9 protein-coding genes are annotated in these 20,826 nt (G+C 69.2%); 3 read left to right on the top strand and 6 right to left on the bottom strand.

What is annotated here, in order from left to right; genetic code table 11:
* Positions 1 to 24: 24 nt before the first annotated feature.
* Together ACGGZK_RS10985 and ACGGZK_RS10980 are read right to left on the bottom strand one after the other, a co-directional pair.
* Positions 25 to 5,529: a ThuA domain-containing protein gene (locus ACGGZK_RS10985; protein ID WP_395242699.1), complete on the bottom strand. Its 5,505-nt coding sequence runs from the start codon at positions 5,527 to 5,529 to the stop codon at positions 25 to 27.
* Between the two features lie 406 nt (positions 5,530 to 5,935).
* Positions 5,936 to 7,228 carry an enolase C-terminal domain-like protein gene (locus ACGGZK_RS10980; RefSeq protein ID WP_395242698.1) on the bottom strand — a complete coding sequence of 431 codons (1,293 nt, stop codon included), beginning with the start codon at positions 7,226 to 7,228 and terminating at the stop codon, positions 5,936 to 5,938.
* Between the two features lie 337 nt (positions 7,229 to 7,565).
* Here ACGGZK_RS10980 and ACGGZK_RS10975 point away from each other — a divergent pair, with 337 nt between their 5' ends.
* Together ACGGZK_RS10975 and ACGGZK_RS10970 are read left to right on the top strand one after the other, a co-directional pair.
* Positions 7,566 to 11,375: a glycosyl hydrolase family 95 catalytic domain-containing protein gene (locus tag ACGGZK_RS10975; protein ID WP_395242697.1), complete on the top strand. Its 3,810-nt coding sequence runs from the start codon at positions 7,566 to 7,568 to the stop codon at positions 11,373 to 11,375.
* Between the two features lie 215 nt (positions 11,376 to 11,590).
* Positions 11,591 to 14,257 carry a carboxypeptidase regulatory-like domain-containing protein gene (locus ACGGZK_RS10970; protein ID WP_395242696.1) on the top strand — a complete coding sequence of 889 codons (2,667 nt, stop codon included), beginning with the start codon at positions 11,591 to 11,593 and terminating at the stop codon, positions 14,255 to 14,257.
* A gap of 240 nt (positions 14,258 to 14,497) precedes the next feature.
* Here ACGGZK_RS10970 and ACGGZK_RS10965 read toward each other — a convergent pair whose 3' ends face one another.
* Together ACGGZK_RS10965 and ACGGZK_RS10960 are read right to left on the bottom strand one after the other, a co-directional pair.
* On the bottom strand, positions 14,498 to 14,785 hold the full coding sequence (locus ACGGZK_RS10965; RefSeq protein ID WP_395242695.1) for a restriction endonuclease: 288 nt from the start codon (positions 14,783 to 14,785) through the stop codon (positions 14,498 to 14,500).
* Positions 14,786 to 15,140: 355 nt separating this feature from the next.
* Positions 15,141 to 15,866: a hypothetical protein gene (locus tag ACGGZK_RS10960; protein WP_395242694.1), complete on the bottom strand. Its 726-nt coding sequence runs from the start codon at positions 15,864 to 15,866 to the stop codon at positions 15,141 to 15,143.
* Positions 15,867 to 16,519: 653 nt separating this feature from the next.
* Here ACGGZK_RS10960 and ACGGZK_RS10955 point away from each other — a divergent pair.
* A complete protein-coding gene (locus tag ACGGZK_RS10955; protein WP_395242693.1) occupies positions 16,520 to 16,837 on the top strand; it encodes a hypothetical protein in 318 nt (105 codons plus the stop codon).
* Positions 16,838 to 17,172: 335 nt separating this feature from the next.
* Here ACGGZK_RS10955 and ACGGZK_RS10950 read toward each other — a convergent pair whose 3' ends face one another.
* Together ACGGZK_RS10950 and ACGGZK_RS10945 are read right to left on the bottom strand one after the other, a co-directional pair.
* Positions 17,173 to 17,799: a hypothetical protein gene (locus ACGGZK_RS10950; RefSeq protein WP_395242692.1), complete on the bottom strand. Its 627-nt coding sequence runs from the start codon at positions 17,797 to 17,799 to the stop codon at positions 17,173 to 17,175.
* A 49-nt stretch (positions 17,800 to 17,848) separates the two neighbouring features.
* A complete protein-coding gene (locus ACGGZK_RS10945) occupies positions 17,849 to 20,782 on the bottom strand; it encodes a hypothetical protein (RefSeq protein ID WP_395242691.1) in 2,934 nt (977 codons plus the stop codon).
* Positions 20,783 to 20,826 lie beyond the last annotated feature (44 nt).

Below are 20,826 nucleotides of genomic sequence, written 5' to 3'. Positions count from 1 at the left end.
CGGAACGGCGGGCCGCCCATCGGATCAGCCGCAGGGGTATGCGGCGTAGTCGACCTCAACCGTGCTGGTCACGGTCTCCCCGTCGACGACCCCGGTCACGGCGACCGAGGCGGTGCCGGCGGGCAGGACCGCCAGCTTGGTGGTGAACGCGTGGAACGCGTTCTTCCCGGGAGCGACGGCGGCGAACGCCTTGGTGCCGTAGGCCGACGTGTAGGTCACGGTCAGCGGCACCTCCTCGTTGTTCGTCGTCTGCAGCGTGAGCATCGCCTTGCCGGCGACGCAGCGGGCACCTGCCACCACGGTCACGTCGAGCGGCGAGCCGCTGTCGGGGACCTCGAGGCTGGCGACCTCGCTCACGTTGCCTGCGACGTCCGTCGCGCGGTACTCGACCGTCGACGCACCCTCCGGCAGCGCGACCGGCCCGTCGAAGACGGCCCACTCCGCGTCGCCGATGCGGTACTCGATCGAGTCGACGCCGCTCGTCGCGTCCTCGGCCGCGAGCACGAGCGACCGCAGGGTCGCGTCGGCCTCGTCAGCCTCAACCGTCCCGGTCGGCACGGGGGCCGTCCGGTCGATCTTGAACGAGACGGCCTGCGCCTCGGTCGAGCCGGCCGTGGCGGTCGAGGCACGGTACTGCAGTTCGTGCTCGCCCTCCTCGGTCACGACGACGGGCGCCGTGTACTCGACCCAGCCGGCACCGTCGAGGTTGACCTCGCGGTAGATGGTGCCGCTGCTGCCCTGGGCGTCCACCGCGACGGTGACGTCACCCGTGTACCACCCGTTCTCGCCGCTCGGCGATGCGGGGGTGACGGCTGCCGTGACCTGCAGCGGCTCCTCGACGACCTTGAAGTAGTCGAACGAGGCGGTGTTCGACACCTGGCCCTGTGCGGAGTTGCCGAGGGCGTACAGGCCGACCTTGGCATCCGCGAGCGCGGTGTTCTGCACCGACTGGGCGATCTGGGTCCACGTCGTGCCGTCGGGGCTGGAGTACCCGGTGAAGGTCGTGCCGACCTTCTCCAGGCGCAGCCAGACGATCCCGTTCGCCGGCGCCGAGGCGTTCGGCTGCGGGTTCTGCACCGTGTTCCCGATCTCGCTGCGCATCTCGAGGTTGCGTGCGATCGCCTGGCCGGCCTCGTTGGTGGCGAGGATGTCCAGCTTCACGTAGTTGGCCTCGTCCTTGTAGAGGATCAGGCCGCCCTGCTGGTAGCGCCGGTCGAGCTGCGAGGCGTCGACCTTCGTCTCCACGACCCAGTCGGCAGCCGGCTGGGGCTGGAGCACGAAGTTCGTCACACCCGTGTCCGAGTTGTAGATGTCGAACGGCGACGTGTCGATCTGCAGCTGACCGCCGGCGACGCGGTAGCCGGTGGCGTCCTCGTTCACGACCTCCCAGCGGCAGGCCTCGAGCGCGGTGCCGTCGAACTCGTCGTTCGGCGACTCGGCCGTGGCGGTGTCGTCGGGCGTCACCTGGAACCAGTCGTACTTCGCGTTGACCACGCCGTACGCCTGGGACGGGGTGCTGTTCGTCCCGAGGGCGAGCAGGCCGATCTTCGGGTTGTCGATCCCGGCGAGGGTGAACGTGTCGGGCATCGTCGTGAAGTCGGTGCCGTTCGCCGAGTACGACGCGCTGATCGTCGTGCCGTCGCTCGTCAGGCGCACGTAGTACGTGTCGGGGAAGTCCGCCCCGAGCGCCGCCGTGTTCCGTTCGACCGCCGTGGCGTTGTCCTCCTTGAGGAACTGGAAGACGCGGTTCGCCGGGTCCGCCGACGACCCGCGTGCCATCTGCACGAGCTTCAGGTAGTTGTCGTCGTCACCGTAGATCGTGATGCCGGCCTGCTGGTACTGCACCCGAGCCGGGAAGTTCACCTTCGCCGTCATCGAGAACGCACCCGCGGGGAGGTCCTGCAGGACGATGTTCGGCGAACCGGTGCCGGCCGCGTGGATGTCGGTCAGCGAGGCCGGGATCGTGAGCTGCCCGCCCGCGACCTGCGCGAACTGGTCGATCCGCACCGAGCGGTTCCAGCGGTTCGTCGTGTCGAGCGACGTGCCGTCGAAGCCATCGGAGCGTCCGCTGTAGCAGATGCCGATCGGGGTGGACTCGACCGTGATCGTCTCCTTGAAGTCGCGGTACGCGCCGCCGGCGTCGGTCACCCTCGCGGTGAGGGTGTAGGTGCCGGGCTGGGTGTACTCGGTCGCGAACTCCGAGGTGCCGTCGACGAAGCCGCCGCCGGTTCCGGCGTCCCACTTGTAGGTGAGGAGGCTGGAGTCGCCGTCGGGGTCGGTCGCCTCGACGGAGGCGCTGACCGCGAGGGGCGGTTCGCCGCTCGTCACGTCGACCGTGAGCTCGCCGGTCGGCGAGGCGTTGGTCTCGACGCCGTCTCCCTCGAAGACGAGGTAGTTGACGTTCGCCCCGCCCGAGGTGAGCACGAAGAACAGCGTGCCCGTCTCCCCGTTCGTCGCCGCGGTGTTCAGCGGCATCGCGAAGTCGCGGTACGACTGCCATCCGGGCTGGCCGTTCGAGCCGTTCGTCGGCTGGAACGTGACCGTGCCGAGCGTCGGACCGGTCGGCGAGTTCCACCGCGCCGCGATGGTGCCGTCGCCGGCGAAGCCCTTCGCGAGGCGCAGCGACACCGAGTCGATGCCCTTCAGGTTGATCGGCTCGTACGACCACCAGTCATTCGTCTCGATGTTGCTGACGTTGCGTCCGCCGCCCGCCGAGTCGCCCGTGCTCTCCGTGCGCACGCCGTCATCCGCACCGCCGGTGCCGCCCACGCGGCCCGTCTCGTCGAAGTACTCCGCCTGGAAGAACTTCGGGTTGAGGATGTTGGTGCCGAAGCCGGTGAGCGGCACGCCGGCCGCACCGCCGTCATCGGCGTAGTTGACGTTGATCACCCAGAACAGGTTCGCCTCGAGGCCGTGGCCCGCGTCGCGGATCGTCTGGATGCTGCCCTCGCAGCCGTGCTGCTCGCCGAAGTCGTGGTTGTGCGAGTCGTGGCCGAGCGCCGCGACAACCGTGACCTTCGAGCAGTCGATGGGGCCCGAGGCATCCGGGTCGTCCACCGTCACCTCGTAGCGCACCTGGTCGCCCCACTCGAAGAACCCGCCCTGTTCGGGGAAGGTGATCTCCACGGTCGGGACCGCGTTGCCGACGACGATCTGCACGTTCGCGACCGCCGTGTGGCCGAGCTCGTCGGTCACGGTGAGCTGCGCCGTGTACCTGCCGGCTCCCTCGTACGTGTGCGTCGGGTTGGCCTCGTCGGAGGTCGGGGTCCCGTCGCCGAAGTTCCACTCCAGCGTGTAGTCGAGCGCGAGCGGGTGCCGCGTGCCGTCGGAGCTGAAGTTGACCGTCAGCGTCTCGTCCGGTCCGTTCGTGACGTCCGCGGACGCACGCGCGATCGGCGAGGGGCTGCCCTGCACGTAGTCGATGCGGTAGATGCCCGAGTCGGCGGTCGAGCCGCCGAAGTCGGAGCCCCAGTCGATGACGTAGAGCGCGCCGTCGGGGCCGAACTCGAAGTCCATCGAACGGTGCCAGTCGCCACCGCCGTCGAAGATGCCGGGCAGGATGCGGTTGATGTCGACGATCTTGGAGCCCGTAGCCTCGTCCAGCTGCATCGAGTACTGCTTGCCCTGGTTCCACTCGCCGAAGATCGCCTTGCCGTCCCAGTACGCCGGCCACTTGGTGTCGGAGTCGAGGTCGGGGTCGAACCGGTACACCGGGCCGCCCATGGGCGCGCCGCTGCCGCCGATCTCCGGGTAGAGCGCCGCCGTGCCGTTCTCGGTCCACCACTCGGGCTGGATCACGGGGGGCAGCGTCGTCAGGCCGGTGTTGTTCGGGCTGTTGTTGACCGGGGCGGCCGGGTCGAACGCGGCGCCCGCGGTCGAGGTCGCGAAGTTCCAGTCGCGATAGCACTTGATGCCCACGCAGAGCGGCCAGCCGTAGTTGCCCGGCTCGTCGACGATGTTCCACTCGACCGTGCCGCCGGGGCCGCGGTTCGCGTTCGCCGATCCGGCGTCGGGCCCGTAGTCGCCGACGAACAGCTTGTTCGTCTGCGGGTCGAGGCCGATCCGGAACGGGTTCCGGAAGCCCATGGCGTAGATCTCGGGGCGGGTCTTGTTGGTCGAGTCATCCGCCTCGTCGAACAGGTTCCCGTCGGGGATCGTGTAGGTGCCGTCGGCCTGGGGCGTGATGCGGAGCACCTTGCCGCGCAGGTCGTTGGTGTTCGCCGACGACTTCTGCGCGTCGAAGTCCGACCGGCCCGTGCGCTCGTCGATCGGCGCGTAGCCGTCCGACTCGAACGGGTTGGTGTTGTCGCCGGTCGCGAGCACGAGGTTGCCGTCGTTGTCGAACAGCATGTCGCCGCCCGCGTGGCAGCAGGTGTTGCGCTGCGTCGTCACCTTCATCAGGACCTTCTCCGATGCGAGCGACGCCGTCTTCGTGTCGAAGTCGTACGTGAACCGCGAGAGCCGGTTGTGGGGGCCGTCGCCGCCGACGGTGTTGGGTGCGTAGTAGAGGTACACCCAGCCGTTCTCGGCGAAGTCGGGGTCGAGCACGACCCCGAGCAGGCCGTCCTCGTTCGCCTGCGTGACGGCGAGCGTCAGCGCGGTCGAGGTCGAGTTGGTCTCGGGGTCGATCTGCTGGAGCCGGCCGTTGCGCTCGGCGTAGAACACCTTGCCGTCGGGCGCGATGTCCATCGCCATCGGGTTCTGGGTGTTGTCGTCGAGCGTGACCTTCTCGTAGTTCTTGCTCTGCGTCGCCGAGCAGCCCGCGGGCACGACGCCCGCGGCGATCTCGAGGCCGCCGAGGATGTGCTGGCGGAAGGCCGGGATCGCGTAGTTCGACTCGATGTGACCGAGGCCCGTGTACCACGAGCGTCCGCCTTCGTAGTCGCTCTGGCACCAGGCGATCGGGTGGTCGGCGCCCTGGGTGCCGCCCGTGTAGCTCTTCTCGTCGAGGGAGAGCAGCACGTGCACGTTGTCGCGGGTGAAGTTGCGGTAGTTGTACCACTCGTCGCTCAGGACCCAGGTGTCGCCCTCGAGGTGCATGGTCGACGGGTTGACCTTGTCCTCGATCTTGACCGTGGCCTCCTGCGGCGCCGGGTGCCCGTTGAAGTACCCGCCGACGAGCCCGCCGTAGAACGGCCAGTCGTACTCGGTGTCGCTGGCGGAGTGGATGCCGGCGTAGCCGCCGCCGCCGCGGATGTACGCCTCGAACGTGGTCTGCTCGTCGGCGGTCAGCACGTCACCGGTCGTCGAGTTGAACACGACGGCGTCGAAGAGGGCGAGTTCGTCCGCGTTGGCGGGTGCGAACACGCTCGAGTCCTCGGTGAACACCGCCTCGAACCCGTTCTCCTCGGCGAGGTCCGCGATGAGCTCGTTCGCCGGGGTGATCGATCCGTGGCGGAATCCGGCCGTCTCCGAGAACACGAGGACGCGGAAGTCCGCCGTCGCCTCGAGGTCGGCGGCCTGGGCCGGCGGTGGGGTCCACAACGCCGGCACCGCGAGGCCGGCGACGACCGCGAATGCGGTCGCCAACGCCGTCGTTCGACGGCGTGTTCGTGGGATGGGGAATGCTCTCTGCACGATGCGCTCCTGAGGTCGTCGGTGACTGGCGCTGCAGCGTGCGACCAGACCTCGATCGACGTTGACGGCGCTGGGGCTGATGCTATGGAGCCTTTTTGTTGTTTGTCAAGCGGAATTAACGTGGCGCGGAATTCCGCGGCAGAACGACGGATGTCAGGTGCCGATGCATGCACTCGGACGAATCATCCTGATTCACAACAATTGTCGCCGTGCGTCGCGCAGACCGCCCGAGCAGGCGGTCACCAGGCCGGTCGCCGGGCCGGCTGCGCGGCCCGACCGGGCCACCGGCCGCGCGCGGACGCGCACCGAGCCGGGCGGGCCGCCATGAGCCCGCCCGCCCGCGTCGGAACGCCGACGATCAGGCCACGCCGTCGAGCTCCGACAGGATCGGCCACATGTGGTCGACGAAGCTGGTCGGGAGCATCTCGGAGCCCGACCCCGCGACGACCGGCGCGCGGTAGCGACCGCCGCGGACGATCGCCGGGGTCACGAAGTGCTCGTGGTAGCGGTCGACGTATTCGATCGCGCGACCCTCCATCGATCCCGAGACGGCGACGTAGTCGAACATCGCGAGATGCTGCACGACCTCCGAGAGCCCGGCGCCGCCGGCGCGCGGACACACCGGCACGCCGGTCCCGGCGGCGAGCAGCAGGCTCGCGAGGTTCTCGTTCACGCTGGTCGCGTCGATCTTGAGGTAGCCGATGGCGTTCAGCTGCAGCAGCTGCTTCACCATGACGGGGCTGAGCGCATGCTCGCCCGTCGCGATCGGCACCGGTGCGATGGCCTGGGCGATGGCGGCCTGCCCGAGGAGGTCGACGGGACTCGTCGGATCCTCGACCCAGTGCAGGTCGAACTCGCTCAGGTCGTCGATCCAGGCGATGGCCTCGTCGACGCCCCACCGGCGCTCGGCGTCGACGGCGATCGCGAGGTCGGGCCCGCAGACGGCGCGCGCGATCGCCAGCCGGCGGAGGTCGTCGGCACGGTTCGCGCCGACCTTCAGCTTGATCTGGGTGAAGCCCTCGGCCATCGCCTCACGGCAGAGCCGCTCGAGCAGGTCGTCGGAGTACCAGAGCTCGCCCGGCGACGCCGCGGCGGCCGGGTAGCCCTCGGCCAGCAGCCGTCGCTCGCGGACCGCCCGGTAGGGCAGCGATGCCTCCAGGATCGCCAGCGCCTCCTCCGGGGAGAGCGCGTCGGACAGGTACCGGAAGTCCACGAGCTCGACGAGCGCCGCGGGCGGCATGCCGGCCAGGAGGCGCCACAGCGGCAGGCCCGCGCGCTTCGCCTTGAGGTCCCAGAGCGCGTTCATGACGGCACCGGCGGCGCGGTGCGCGATGCCCCCGTCGGGGGCGAGCCACGCCCGCTGGGTGCGGTCGACGAGCATCCGCCAGGTCGCCCCCATGTCGGCGAGGAGGGCGTCGAGGCGTCGGTGCTCGATGATCGCCATCACCGCCTCGATCGCCGCGAGCTGGACCTCGCCGCCCCCGACCGCGAAGACGAAGCCGTGGCCCTCGAGCCCGTCGGCCGCGTCGTCGCTGATCGTCAGGTAGGCGGCCGAGCAGTCGGGATCCCGACTCGCCGTCCGTGACCCGTCGATCCGACACGGAGAAGCGAATCGGATCTCGCTCGTCAGATAAGAGAATGCAGCGCCCATGCCTAGCCTCCGCGCCTCAGTAAACATCTGATCTATAGTCGCCGTCAACCGATCAACCGGCAGGGTCGACAAACCCGTGAGCGCCGCCGGAAGTTTCGTCTTCAGTCCCGAAATTTTCAAGCCGTTTCTGACAACGGAATCATCGGATGGCCCCCACCCGGGTCGCATTGCGCGGAACTCCGCCCGTCAGCAAATTTGTTGGAAAAATCCCCAAATTCGTGCGGATGTGTCGGATCGGCACGCTCGGAGCCCTTGACACATCGGATGTCTCGTCGCTACACAAGTGTCGGCGGTCGGGCTGGAGCCCGCTGCCCACGACGACGTTCGGAGGCCGATGATGACCGAAGACCACGCGCCCGGAGCCGACGTGCGACCGCACGCCCGCGCCGGGACATCCCGATCGCCGCGCAACCTGCGCGCCGCGACCGCCGCGGGGCTCGCCGCCCTGCTGGCGATCCCCCTGTACGCCTCCGCGGCCATGCCGGCCGCGGCCGCGGAACCCGACCAGGTCGAGCGCATCGCCGGCGCACCGGACGTCGTGTGGTTCGACGAGGCCCTCTCGACCAGCGGCGACCACCAGCGCAACTGGGAGCAGCGGGCGCTGCCGATCGGCAACGGGGCGCTCGGCGCCGTCGTGTACGGCGGCACGGTCGACGAGCGGATCCAGTTCAACGAGAAGTCGCTCTGGTCGGGCGGTCCCGGCGCGCAGGGCGGCTACGACTCCGGCAACTGGACCGACGGCCGCGGGCCGCAGACGATCCAGGAGGCGCGCGACCGGATCGCCGCCTCCCCCACCGGCGGGGTCGCGCCGACCGAGATCGCGACGCTCCTCGGCAAGCCGAAGCTCAACTTCGGCTCGTACCAGACGTTCGGCGACCTCAACCTGACGATGACCGGCATCGGCCAGGCGACCGACTACCGCCGGCAGCTCGACATCGGCGACTCGCTCGTCACCACGAGCTTCACCGCCGACGGCGTCGACTACACCCGCGAGTACTTCGCCTCGGCCGCCGACGACGTCGTCGTCGTGCGCCTGACCGCCGACCAGCCCGGCCGCATCGGATTCACCGCGCAGGTCGCCCTGCCCGGGGGACGCAGCAACGTCGTGCATCGCGCCGAAGCGGGCCGGCTCACCACGTCGGGCACGCTTTCGAACAACGGGCTGCGCTTCGAGTCGCAGCTCGCCGTCGAGAACGACGGCGGAACGGTCGCGAACAACGGCAACGGCACGGTGACGGTCACCGGGGCGAACGAGGTCACCCTCGTGCTCGGCGCCGCGACCGACTTCGCGATGGAGTACGCCGACGGCTACCGCAGCGGCGTGAACCCGCACGTGCCCGTCACCGCCGCGGTCGACGCGGCGAGCGCGCGCACCTACGACGACCTGCTCGAGCGCCACCAGGACGACTACCGGTCGCTGTTCGACCGGGTCGGCCTCGACCTCGGCGGTGCGGAGCTTCCCGACATCCCGACCGACGAGCTGCTCGCCGCCTACCGCGGCACCATCGACGCCGAAAGCGCCCGCGCGCTCGAGTCGCTGTACTTCCAGTACGGCCGGTACCTGCTCATCTCCTCGTCCCGCGCCGGATCGCTGCCCGCGAACCTGCAGGGCGTGTGGAACCGGGTCAACAACCCGCCGTGGGACGCCGACTACCACGTCAACATCAACCTCCAGATGAACTACTGGCCGGCCGAGACGACGAACCTGACCGAGACGACCGACCCGTTCTTCGACTACGTCGAGTCGATGGTGCCCGCCGGCACCGTCACCGCGAGCTCCATGTACGGCGCCGACGGCTGGGTCGTCGGCAACGAGACGAACCCGTACGGGTTCACCGGCCTGCACAACTACGCCTACTCGTTCTGGCAGCCCGACGCCGCCGCCTGGCTCGCGCAGCACTTCTGGCAGCACTACCTGTTCACGCAGGACGAGGAGTTCCTCCGCGAGCGCGCCTACCCGATGCTGAAGTCGGTGTCGGAGTTCTGGATCGACTTCCTCGTGCAGGACGCCGACGGCACGTACGTCGTCACGCCGAGCTACTCCCCCGAGCAGGGCGACTTCACGGTCGGCGCGTCGATCTCGCAGCAGATCGTGACCGAGGTGCTGACCTCGGCCGCCGCCGCGGCCGACCTCGTCGGCGAGGACGACGCCGAGTACCTCGGCGAGCTCGGCGACAAGCTCGACCACGTCTACCCCGGCCTCGCGGTCGGCTCGTGGGGGCAGCTCAAGGAGTGGAAGGTCGAGCAGGCGCTCGACAACCCCGGCAACCAGCACCGGCACGTCTCGCACCTCTACGCGCTCTTCCCGGGTTCGGCGGTCTCCCCCGCCGAGACGCCCGAGCTCGCGGCGGCCGCACGCACGTCGCTCGAGGGTCGCGGCGACGGCGGCACCGGCTGGTCGAAGGCGTGGAAGATCAACTTCTGGGCGCGACTGCTCGACGGCGACCGTGCGCACAAGCTCCTCGGCGAGCAGCTGAAGGGCTCGACGCTCGACAACCTGTGGGACGACCACCCGCCGTTCCAGATCGACGGCAACTTCGGTGCGACGTCGGGCGTCGCGGAGATGCTGCTGCAGAGCCAGGCCGGCCGCATCGACGTGCTGCCGGCGCTGCCCTCGGCGTGGCCCGACGGCTCCGTCTCGGGGCTGAAGGCCCGGGGCGACGTCGAGGTCGGCGCGACCTGGAATGGCGGCTCGGTGCGCGAGATCACCCTCACCCCGGCACGCGACGGCGAACTCCGCGTCGCGAACCAGATCTTCAAGCCCGGGTTCTTCACCCTGAAGGACGCCGACGGCACGATCATCGAGCCGACGCTCGAGGACGGCGTCGCCACCTTCGACGGCGAGGCCGGCGAGGTCTACACCGTCACGGCGGAGATCGCCCTCGCGATCAGCGCCCCGGCCTCGGCCGTGAGCGGCGACGAGATCCCGGTCGTGGTGCGCGTCGAGGCGATCGGCGCGGAGCCCGTCACCGGCGCGAGCGTCGCGGTCGGCGTCCCCGCCGACACGGCGCCCGGCATCCCCGCCTGGTCGGCGACGCCGGCGACCGTCGACTTCGACCCGATCGCGGCCGGCTCGTCGGCGGAGCGGACCGTCACGGTCAAGGTCGGCGCCGGCAATGCGTCACGGCAGTCCCCGATCACGGCGACGCTCACCCGCGACGGCGCGACGGTGTCGACGACGACGATCGTCGCCGTCAAGCCGCCGACCCCGTGTCCGGTGCCCGACCCGGCGAGCACGCTCGTCGCCTGGAACCTCGGCGGCGACGCCGATGGCGACGCGTCGCCGTTCGACCGCGACTGGCGCATCCAGGGCACGCTGCCGACCCTCGCCGAGGGTCCGACGGGCGCGGCGCGGCGGCTGAGCAGCGCCGGGTACGTCACGAGCGTCTCCCCCTTCTCGCTCGGATACTTGGAGGAGTCGACGTTCGCGGCGGAGTTGAAGATCGACCCGGGCCAGTCGGGCCACCGGCGGTTGTTCGACCACCGGGCCGCGAACAGCGACTCCGACGGCATCCTGATCGACCTGACCCCGTCGAACAACGTGCGCATCATCACGGCCGGCGTGGGCACGACGACCTCGGCCGTCGTCCCCACCGGGCGCTGGTTCTCGCTCGCCGTGACCTTCTCGACGACCGGGCTCATCACGGTCTACGTCGACGGCACCCAGGCCGCCACGGCGACGATCAGCGGGTACCAGGCCGCCAACGCCTGCACCTCGCGCACCCTCCACATCGGGGCGAACCGCGACGGCGGCGAGCGCCAGTCGGGCGGCGTCGACCGGCTCGCGATCTTCGGTCGCGCGCTGACCGCCGCCGACGTCGCCCGCTGGCAGGAGCTCGCCTTCCCGCCCGCGACGCCGACGCTCGACGTGACGGCCACGGCCGCCGCGCGCTGCGTCGCCGGCAAGGTCATCTCGACCGTGACCGTGAAGAACGAGGACGAGGTGCCCATCGACGTCGCGATCGCGACCGACTTCGGCAACCGCACGTTCCAGGCGATCGCCCCGGGCAAGAACGCGTTCCACGGGTTCACGACCCGTGCGACGAGCATCCCCGCGGGTGAGGCGACCGTCGAGGTCACCGCCATCGTCGACGGGAAGGAGGTGACGCAGGCGATCGAGGCGCCCTACGCGGCGTTCGGCTGCTGAGATTCCAGCACGGCGGGGTGGCGGCGCGCAGGCGCGGCCACCCCGTCGTCTGCCGGCGCGAAGTGGAGCCCGCACTCCATTCGTCCCGACCGCACGTGACACGATCAGCGGCCGGGGTCTAGCATGACCGCAGCCGGTCGACGCGGACCCGACGTCAGGCCGCCTTCCGTCGGTGCATCGCTGCGCCGGCGGCTGTGCGAGCGGAGCGTCCCGACATGGGCCGATCGACCACCCGCGGCGACTCGCCGTCGATTCACCGCCAGGTCCGCGCGATCGCGCTCTGCGCGATGCTGGGCCTGCTCGCCGCCCTCCTCGCGGCGCCGGCACCGGCCTCCGCGGATCCGGTGACGACCGTCAGCGGCACCGTCCGCGACCGCGGCGGCGCGCCCATCCAGGGCGCGGTGGTGACGCTCATGTACTACATCAGCGAGGACTCTCCGGCGGGTTCGGTCGCGACGGATGCATCCGGCGCGTACACGCTCAGCGGGGTTCCCGATGAGTACTTCAAGATCCGCGTGACCGCACCGACGGGATACAGCGATCGCTGGTATCCGGCCGCGCAGAACTTCACGGCCGCTGCGACCTTCACGTTCGTCGCCGGCGAGCAGCTCACCGGGTTCGACGTGACCCTGAACCCGGCGAACAACTCGATCGCCGGGTCGATCACCTCGAACGTGACGGGTGCGCCGATCGCCGGCGCGACGGTGCAGTTGCAGGACTACGTGTACCAGCCCTGGCTGTCGAACTGGAACTTCGTCACCCTGCAGACCACGACGGCGGATGCCTCGGGCGCGTACGCCTTCGGCGGGCTGGCGACCGGGTTCTACTGGGTCCGGGCGCAGGCGGACACCGCCGTGCACCAGGTGAAGCGCGCGTACGCCGGGTTCCTCGAGGTGGACACCGCCCGCACCGGGTTCGACCTCGCGCTCGCGGCGGCCGACAACTCGATCTCGGGGTGGATCTACCATGCCGGCACCGGCCGGCGGGTGCCCGACGCGACCGTCGAGTTCCGCACCGTTCCGGACGAGTCCGAGGTGCCCGTCGCGACGGTGGCCTCCGCGCCCGACGGCTCGTATCGCGCCGAGTTGCCGCCGGGGACGTACTGGGCGCTCGCGCGGGCGAACGCCGGCGTGTTCGCGCCGACGTGGTTCAACGGCGCCGAGCCCGTGGCGCTGCCGCTGACCGAGGGCACGCCGTGGACGGCGGTGCAGATCGGGATGTCCGACGATCCCGCCGCCCCGGTCCTCGACCCGCAGCCCACCCCGGTCGTCACCGGCAGCCCCACCGTCGGCGGCCTGCTCACGGCAGATCCCGGCGAGTGGGGGCCCGCTCCGGTCGACCTCGAGGTGCAGTGGTACCGGTACGGCCATGTCATCGACGGCGAGACCGGCTGGAGCTACGCGCCTCGGCCGGAGGACGTGGGCGCGGGCGTCCACGCGGTCGTCACGGCCGTGAAGCCCGGGTACGTCTGGGCCTGGCAGTGGAGCCTCCCGGTCCCGATCACCGATCAGGAACCGCTCGATCCAGCGCCGGTCCCGGTCGTCACGGGTACGCCGATCGTCGACGGCCTGCTCACCGCATCAATCGGCGAGTGGGGGCCGGCTCCCGTCGACCTCGCCCTGCAGTGGCGACGGAACGGCGCCGCGATCCCAGGTGCGGACGGCACGACCTACACGCCGGCGCCCGACGATGTCGGCGCAGCCATCACGGTCGCCGTCACCGGCACGAAGCCGGGGCACACGCCGACCGAGCGGGTCAGCGCCCCGACCGACCCCGTGCAGCCGGGTGTCATCCACGCGCAGACGCCGATCATCACCGGTGCACCGATGGCGGGCTCCACGCTCGTGATCGACGCCGGCACCTGGGGACCGGAGCCGCTGACGCTCACCTACCGCTGGTATCGGAACGGCGAGGAGATCGGCGGAGCTACCTCGGCCGAGTACCTCCTGACCGCGGCCGACGCGGGGGCCGCCATCCACGTGGGCGTGACGGCGTACAAGCCCGGGTACGCGACGGCGGGCCGCGGTACGCCGCCGATCACGATCCAGCCCGCCTCCGCGCTTCCGCAGCTGGATCCCGCCCCCGTGCCCACGATCGCCGGTGCCGCCGTGGCCGGCGTCCGGCTCGTCGCGACGGTCGGGACCTGGGGACCCGGCAGCACCTCGCGGTCGTACCAGTGGTTGCGCGACGGCGTGCCGATCCCCGGAGCCACGACGACGGCGTACACGCTCGAGGGAGCCGACGTCGGGTCGAGGCTCACGTTCGCCGTCACGGCGTCGAAGAACCGCTACGCCACGACCGTGCGTGTGAGCGCCCCGACCGCCACGGTCGCGGAGGGCACGCTCACGGCTCCCGTGCCCCGGATCCTGGGGACGATCAGGTTCGGTTCCCCGGCCCTCACCGTGGCGACGGGCACGTGGAAGCCGGCGCCCGTGTTCCTCCAGGTCCAGTGGCTGCGTGACGGCGTCGAGATCCCCGGCGCGGCCGGACCGGCGTACGACCTCACCCTGGACGACATCGGCCACGACCTCACCGTTCGCGTCACGGGCTCGAAGCTCGGGTTCGCCACGGTGGTGCAGGTGAGCGCTGCCCGAACGGTGCTCCCGGGGCGCATCACGAACGAGGTGCTGCCGAGCATCACCGGCACGCCGCAGGTCGGCGCCCAGCTCACGGCCGACCCCGGCGCATGGACACCGGCGCATGCCGTGCTTCGGTACGAGTGGCTGCGGGCCGGAGTCCCGATCGCCGGTGCGACCGGCACGACCTATGTGCTGGCGGACGCGGATCGGAACAAGGTGATCAAGTTCCGCGTGACCGCCGAACTCCCCGGATACGACCCACTGGTCCGTGCGAGCGTCGGCACGGCGAGGATCCTGCCCTGACGCTGACGGATGAACCCGCGAGGGTCCGCCGGCGCACGGACCTGCACGAAACCGCCTGGGCGAACTCGGGCGACCGCACGCGGAAATGACGAAGGCCCGGTCTGAATCAGACCGGGCCTTCGTGCCACTTGGTGGCGGAGTTGGGAAATCCTGGAGGCCGCGTGGTTGCTGGGCAGTTTCGGCTTCGGTGTATCGGCGTTCCAGGCTAAGGAGCAGCTTTTTCCAGCGGCCCCTGTGACGCTACCCCGCCCGCCGGATGGCTCGTGAACCGGCCTCCGTGAACGCCACACCCGTTGGGTTGGCACCGCGAAGGGAGCCCGCTTGAGAGTCATACACGAGCAGAGCGACGCCAGCAGACGAGGCGAAGGCCTCGGCCTGCTGGATATAGCCGCTACACGTGAACACCAAGGACCGCTTGCCCTCCGCTGCGGCTACGCCGGCGATCTCACGAACCGGCTTCAACCCAACCGGTGCCGTCTGATGCTTCACAGAAACAACGACGGCCTCGGAGTCGACATCTTCCGCCATCGGCGACGTAGCGTGTCACGATCGCATCCGGGACGCCCAGGTGACGCACCCACTCGCACGCGAGATGCTCGGCACCCCCTTGGGCTCAGCGAGGCGGCTGTCGGACCGGCGCGGGCGGAAGGTGCCACCCATTCGGTACCCACCCGTCGGCGAGTGCACGCTCAATGGCGAAAACCTCCCTCGCCGCTTCTTCGCGCACCTTCCCAAGAGCCAACCGCGCGACGTGCTCCCTGTGGACAGGCAGCGTGTCTCGCTCCGATCTCCAGACCCCTCGCTCCCGCTCGCTCCATAGATGCCCTGATGCAACGACGACGAGGCCTGCTTGCAGGCTTGCGCCTCGGCTACCTACCGTTTGTTACTCGGGTCCCGCGAGCTTCAAGCGATCCACGTTCAAGCCACGAATCGCGTCCCAGAACTCCTTCCGACGGTTTTCCTTCAGGTTTTCTACTCGCAACATGGAGTCGAACGCGAGGTTCTCCACTCCCGCGGGCTCCCAGATGCCGTCGGGGCGTACGAAGAGCGTCGGACTATAGCGATCACCGAATCGCCACTTCTCGGGCAGGGGCTGTGCCTTCGGGATGACTCCCCACGGTCGTATCCCGTTCTCTCGAGCGAGCTGGCCGAACCATGCGGACCACACGTCGAGGAACCGCACGTAGTCGAGCTGCGCTGCGCGAATCTCGTCGAACCTTGCTTGGTGCTGCATCATCTGTGCGAGATGGCGCACGTAGCCATTGCGGAGTTCAGTCGGACGGTTTGGGCCCCAAAGGTCAGCACGTGGCGAACTGATCCACTCCCAGTCCCCGGACGGCGCGAGGCGGACGACAGCCGGGGCCTCGAAGCCGTCGCTGTATCCCAGCGAGCTTCGCAGCGTCCAATACGAACCCTTCGCTGGATCGTGGGAGTTGAACGGGAGGTTGGTCTGCGCCGCCGCGTCGAGAAACTCTGCGACGACCTCGGTGACACAGCGGTCGAGTTCGTCTTGCTTGCTAGCGAGCTGGGCGTTCCTGGCTCGCTCACGCTCCGCGGCCGACTCGTTCAGTCCTGCAGCGTCGTCGAGTATTCCCACGTGCTCCTCCATGTCCACTACTTGGGTCGCGGGTTCACGATCGCAGGGCTGGCCACCCACCAGCCGGGTCCCACCGGCAGCGACGACAGCGCGGCGTCGTGCCATCCTCCCGCATCATTGAGGGTCATGGCACCGAAGGTGCAAACATTCCGGCACACCAAAACGGGGGCTGGCACGGCCAGATGGCTCCTGTCGCGGGAAATGACCCCTGATTGATCGGAGCGGGGCGGCTTCGGCGGGTTAGGCAGGGTCGTTCGGTGAGGTCGGGAACCTCACCCCGTATCCATGGATCTGACCGGCATCGTCCTCTATTAGCTCGATTTGTTCTAGCGGCCAATCAACGACCAATACATCGGCTAGGGAGATCATCCACCTCGGACCGCTTGGTGTCTGCAGTGCGAGAAGCCAGACCTCACCGGGCTTGCCGGGAAGTCCGGTACGACGGGCACTAATCTCGTTGGCAATGGCCCCTGCGGTGAACTCGTCGTTGCGTCCAGCACTGAGGGCCAAACCTAGCTCTCGCCGTATCTCGGCGGCTCGTCCATTAGTGAGAACGTGACCCACCAGTACGCACGCCTCCGGCGCGTGCCCGGCGATACGGTCGCGGTCGGCGGCTCAGGGCTTGCACGGTTGCCGCACGCGTTGTGCGTGCGGAGGATCGCGCCATGGCTCCAATGATCAAGGTCAACGAAGAGCACGCGACGATCGTCGTCAACGGCTCCGAGTTCACGCCGAACGCCAACGTGCACGTGACATTTCTGGTCGGCCCGAAGAAGTACGAGGTAGATTCCCCAACGAACGAGATCGGGCACTTCCTCGTAGGCGAGCCCGGCCGGCACGCCGAGGGACGGTGCCTCGTCATCGCACGCGATGAAGCCTCAGGCCGCTCAGCCTTCGGGAACACCCGCGTGCTGCAACCGCTCGGGATGCCACACGACCCTGTCGTCATCGACAACCCGCCAACGGTTCTCGAGCCCGGCTGACACCGCCGGGCCACGAGAGCGCGGCCTGGCGGTGGGCATGATCGCGGCAGCCCGCCCAATACGATCCGGACCTACATCGACTGGCGTTGAACGCGTGGCGCCCTGCAAGGACGATTCGGGAGATGCAGGAGGGCGCCGCGGCCGATACGGCCGCGGCGCCCTCAACAAGCGCGCGCCACAAGCCCGATACACGTGGCTGACTGCGCCATGTTTTGAGCGGCACGAGAGCTCGCTTCCTGATAGACGCGCGGGTCGCCGCAGCCGCGCCGATCCCTGTTACCCACGCTAGGAACTTGCCAGGCAGGGGCCGCCGGTCTGACGGCCCCTGCACCTGCCTACTCGAACAGAGAGAGCGTGAGGATGGATGTGTAGCCGCCGGCCTCGACCGTAGCCGGGACGCGCAGCTTCAGGTCCGCGGTCGCTGACCACGACCCGGTGACGGCGGCCTCACCGGAGTCGAGTGCGAGGGCAAGGAGTTCCTTCCCGACCAGGCCGACGTTGTTCGGTGCCCCGTCGGCGTCGATCTCGGAGAACACCTCAGGACCCTCGGCGACCACCCCGGTGCCGTCCGGATCGTCGAGGTGCGGCGACCAGCCGAGGAAGGAGGACTCGACCGTCGGTTGGCCGGCGTCCCCGACGAAGTTAGTCGCGCTTCCGATGACGTACCACCCGGCGCCGGCCGGGATCTCGTCGGCGTCGCGAGTGTCGGTGACGGTGACCTCGGGCAGGGTCCCGGTGAACTGGCGGACGGTCGCGGTGGACCCGTCCTCGGTGAGCGTGACCGCGTCGCCGGCGACGGTGAGGGCGAGCACACCCGGCTCGTCGATCTCGGCGATCTCGACCTGGACGGCGACGCCGTTCCCGTCGATCTCGTCGGCCGCCGCCATGCCGGCCACGCCGGTGAGGAGCGCGCCGCCGAGCGTCACGGCTGACGCGCGGAGCAGCAGGGTTCTGGTTGGCATCGGATGCTTCTTCCTGTGTCGTGGATCAGGGTTTCGTTCGAACGAGCCGTCAGCAGGTCGCTGCGGTATACGGCGCCGTCACCTCGGTCGTGACCGGCGTGCCATCGAGTTCCCCGGACGCTTGGACGGTCGCGCTGCCGGCGGGCACTCCCCCGAGCCGGCTGCTGAAGGCCTGCGCGACCGACTTCCCGGCCGCCGCCTTGAGCCCGGCCTTGCTGCCGTACGCGGTCTGGATGGTGAGGTCGACCGGGACCTCGTCGGCGTTGGTCGCCTGAACCGCGACGACGACCTTGCCGGCTACGCAGCGGGTCGTGGCGACCGCCGTGATGGCGAGGCTCCGCTCGGGCTCGTCGAGTCGCGTGTTCTCGGTCTCACCGAGCACCAGAGGTGACAGCGCGATCCAGTCGATGTTCGGCGCGCTGCCGGTGGCGTTGCTGAAGACCAGAGACCCAGATGCGGTGGTCAGATCGAGCGCGACGGTGTGCGTCCAGTAGCCCTTCCACGAGTAGTTGTGACGGAACGCTTCGCGCTGCGTCGCCCCGCCGGTCTCGGTGATGTCGAGCTTCCGGCTGATGACGTCGGTGTTGTAGGCGTGGCCGGTGTTCCGGTCGGCGTTCGCGTATCGCACCGACAGGTCGTACTGGCCCTCGGGGGTGCCGGCGGGACGGGTGACGGTCATGGTGTTGGCCGCACCTCCGCCGATGAACCCGACGTTGCTGCCCGACTCGTTCGTGGGCTGCGCGCTCTTCTGGACCTTCGCCGCGCCGGCGAGCTGGACCTTCGTCGCGTCCTCGGCTTCGATGCGGATGGTCGCGGTGTCGCCGTCGTTCGCACGGACCGTGGTGAGGCGGTCGAGGTCGATCGCGTCGCCTGTGCTGACCGTGATCTCTGAGATTCCCTTCGCGAGGTGAACGCGAGCGGTCGACTGCCAGGACCCGGCCGCGTCGGCTTCGAAGCCGGCGAGTTCGCGACCGTTGATTTGGACCTCGACGTCGGCAGCCGCCGGGGTGGTGTAATCGAGCTTCAGGTCGTAGTACCCCTCGGTGCGCGCGGCGATGTAGAAGGTCGCGTCATCACCGTCCGACAGTTCGACGCTGCCGCGGACGCCTTCGGTGTCGAACCGCGTCACACCGTCGGTACGGGCAAGGAGTGCCGGGTACGCCATCGTCTCCGCACCGTCGACGAGTTCGAGGTCGAACTTGTCGAGCGAGATGTCGGAGCCCGGCAGGAGCGTCGTCCCGTCCTTGCTCATGCGGATCGAGAGCTGGTGGGCGCCCGCTGGGAGGTCGACGAGCGTCTCGGCGCGGCCGCGGTATCCCCAGCTGAAGCCCGCCTCGTAGTCGATGGTTCCGGCGAAGGCGCCGTCGACGAAGAGGGCGTGCTGGCCGGGTCCGATGCTCGGACCGTTGACGCCGGCGATGACCCCGAGGCGGTAGGTGCCGGCCTGCGGCACGGTGACGTTCCACGTCAGCGACGAGTTCACCTTGTTGGTGCTGCCGACGTCGCGTTGACCCGATGCGGCGAACAGCCAGTCGTTGCCCATCGACTGCGCGTACGCGGTGACGTTGGCGAGTTGGGTGTTCTCGGCTTCGACGGAGGTCCGCCAGGTGGGGTCGACGACCGGTTCCTGAGCGAGCGCCGGGGTGATGACGAGCTGGTAGGCGGAGAGCCGGTCGTCGTTGGGCACGGTGAAGGAGATCGGGCCGTCGGTGCTGACTCGGTCGGCGGCGACGATGCGCGGCGCGGTGGCCTCGCCTTCCTGGCCGGTCCATTCGGCCTCGCGTACCTGGATGTCGACCTCGGAGCCGAAGACGTCGTGCGGGAGGGTGCCGAGGTCGAGCGTGACGTCGCTGCTGCTGCCGCCGAAGAGGACGGTGGCAACTCGCGTGTCTTCATCGATCGCCGCGATCCCCTGAAGGGTGTCGACGACGTTGAGCTGGGGCGGGGTGAGCGCGACGGTGTCGCCGGTGAGGTCGCCGTACCACTTGAGGAGCCACCAGGCGCCGTTGGCGCTGTTGTTCTTGGCCATGTTGTCGTTGAGGTTGCCAGCGTAGGTCCAGTAGGCGGTCTGCGCGTCGACCTTGGTGTCCTCGAACATCGCGAGCCACTGGATGATCTGCCCGGGCACGGACATGTCGCGGCGCATCGCGTATTCGGTGATGTTGACGGGGAGCGGCCCGATGCCGAGGTCGCGTTCGATCTGGCGGTAGGCGTCGTAGTGCGAGCGATAGGTCGCGAGGTTGTTGATGCCGAGTTCGTGCCAGGTGAACATGTCGGGCAGGACGTGGTTGTCGCGCGCGTAGGTCAAGATGTCACGGGTGCGTGTGGCCTGCCAGCCGGTGTCTCCCATCCCGGCGATCTTCGCATCGGGGATGATGCTGCGGATGGTCTCGTAGGTGACCTTCCAGTCCGCGAGGAACGTGTTCTTCATCGTTCCCCAGTTGTTGTACCAGTTGCCGCCGTCGGGCTCGTTGAACGGAGTGAAGACGTACTTCTCGGGGTGGTCGGACTCGGTCTTGATCGACGTCACGACGGTGCGGACGATGTCGAGGTAGGTATTGAAGTCCGTCGGGCGCTTGCCGCCGTTGTACGACCAGTCCGGGTAGTAGTCCTGGATATTGACCATGATGTACTCGCCACCGGTAGCGAAGAACTGGTCCTCGATCTCGAGCGGGTCGCCGTTGGGGTGCTGCTGACCGTGCGGCGCCTTCTGGGTGATGTTCGTCGGGTGCGCACCGGCCGAGATGGCATAGGTGGGCACGCCGTCGTCGCTCAGGCCGTACAGCATGCCGGATGCGCCTCCGCGGAACTCACCGGTCGACTGCGAGAAGTCGACCCGGAGTGGGTCGCCTGTTGCCGCTGTGGCGGGCTGGGAGGTGACGATCGCGCCGGTCGTGATCACGGCCGCGGCGGCGAGGGCGGCGACGCCTCGCTTGGCTCGCGTGCGCGATGGGCTCGAAAGGAGGGATGGTGTCAGCGCCATGAGGCACTCCTTCGTGCTGGATGGTGGCCCGCCGCGGTCGCGAC

This window comes from Agromyces sp. MMS24-K17, assembly GCF_043950245.1.
GTDB lineage: Bacteria > Actinomycetota > Actinomycetes > Actinomycetales > Microbacteriaceae > Agromyces.
The sequence above is the reverse complement of the archived record's forward strand: the minus strand, read 5'-3'. Positions and strand labels throughout refer to the sequence as shown.

What these genes read in the sequence shown, in the direction of transcription:
- ACGGZK_RS10970 (WP_395242696.1), top strand. Translation starts at nt 11,591, where the DNA reads ATGGGCCGATCGACCACCCGCGGCGACTCGCCGTCGATTCACCGCCAG.
- ACGGZK_RS10975 (WP_395242697.1), top strand. Translation starts at nt 7,566, where the DNA reads ATGACCGAAGACCACGCGCCCGGAGCCGACGTGCGACCGCACGCCCGC.
- ACGGZK_RS10945 (WP_395242691.1), bottom strand. Translation starts at nt 20,782, where the DNA reads ATGGCGCTGACACCATCCCTCCTTTCGAGCCCATCGCGCACGCGAGCC.
- ACGGZK_RS10980 (WP_395242698.1), bottom strand. Translation starts at nt 7,228, where the DNA reads ATGGGCGCTGCATTCTCTTATCTGACGAGCGAGATCCGATTCGCTTCT.
- ACGGZK_RS10965 (WP_395242695.1), bottom strand. Translation starts at nt 14,785, where the DNA reads ATGGCGGAAGATGTCGACTCCGAGGCCGTCGTTGTTTCTGTGAAGCAT.
- ACGGZK_RS10950 (WP_395242692.1), bottom strand. Translation starts at nt 17,799, where the DNA reads ATGCCAACCAGAACCCTGCTGCTCCGCGCGTCAGCCGTGACGCTCGGC.
- ACGGZK_RS10955 (WP_395242693.1), top strand. Translation starts at nt 16,520, where the DNA reads ATGGCTCCAATGATCAAGGTCAACGAAGAGCACGCGACGATCGTCGTC.
- ACGGZK_RS10960 (WP_395242694.1), bottom strand. Translation starts at nt 15,866, where the DNA reads ATGGAGGAGCACGTGGGAATACTCGACGACGCTGCAGGACTGAACGAG.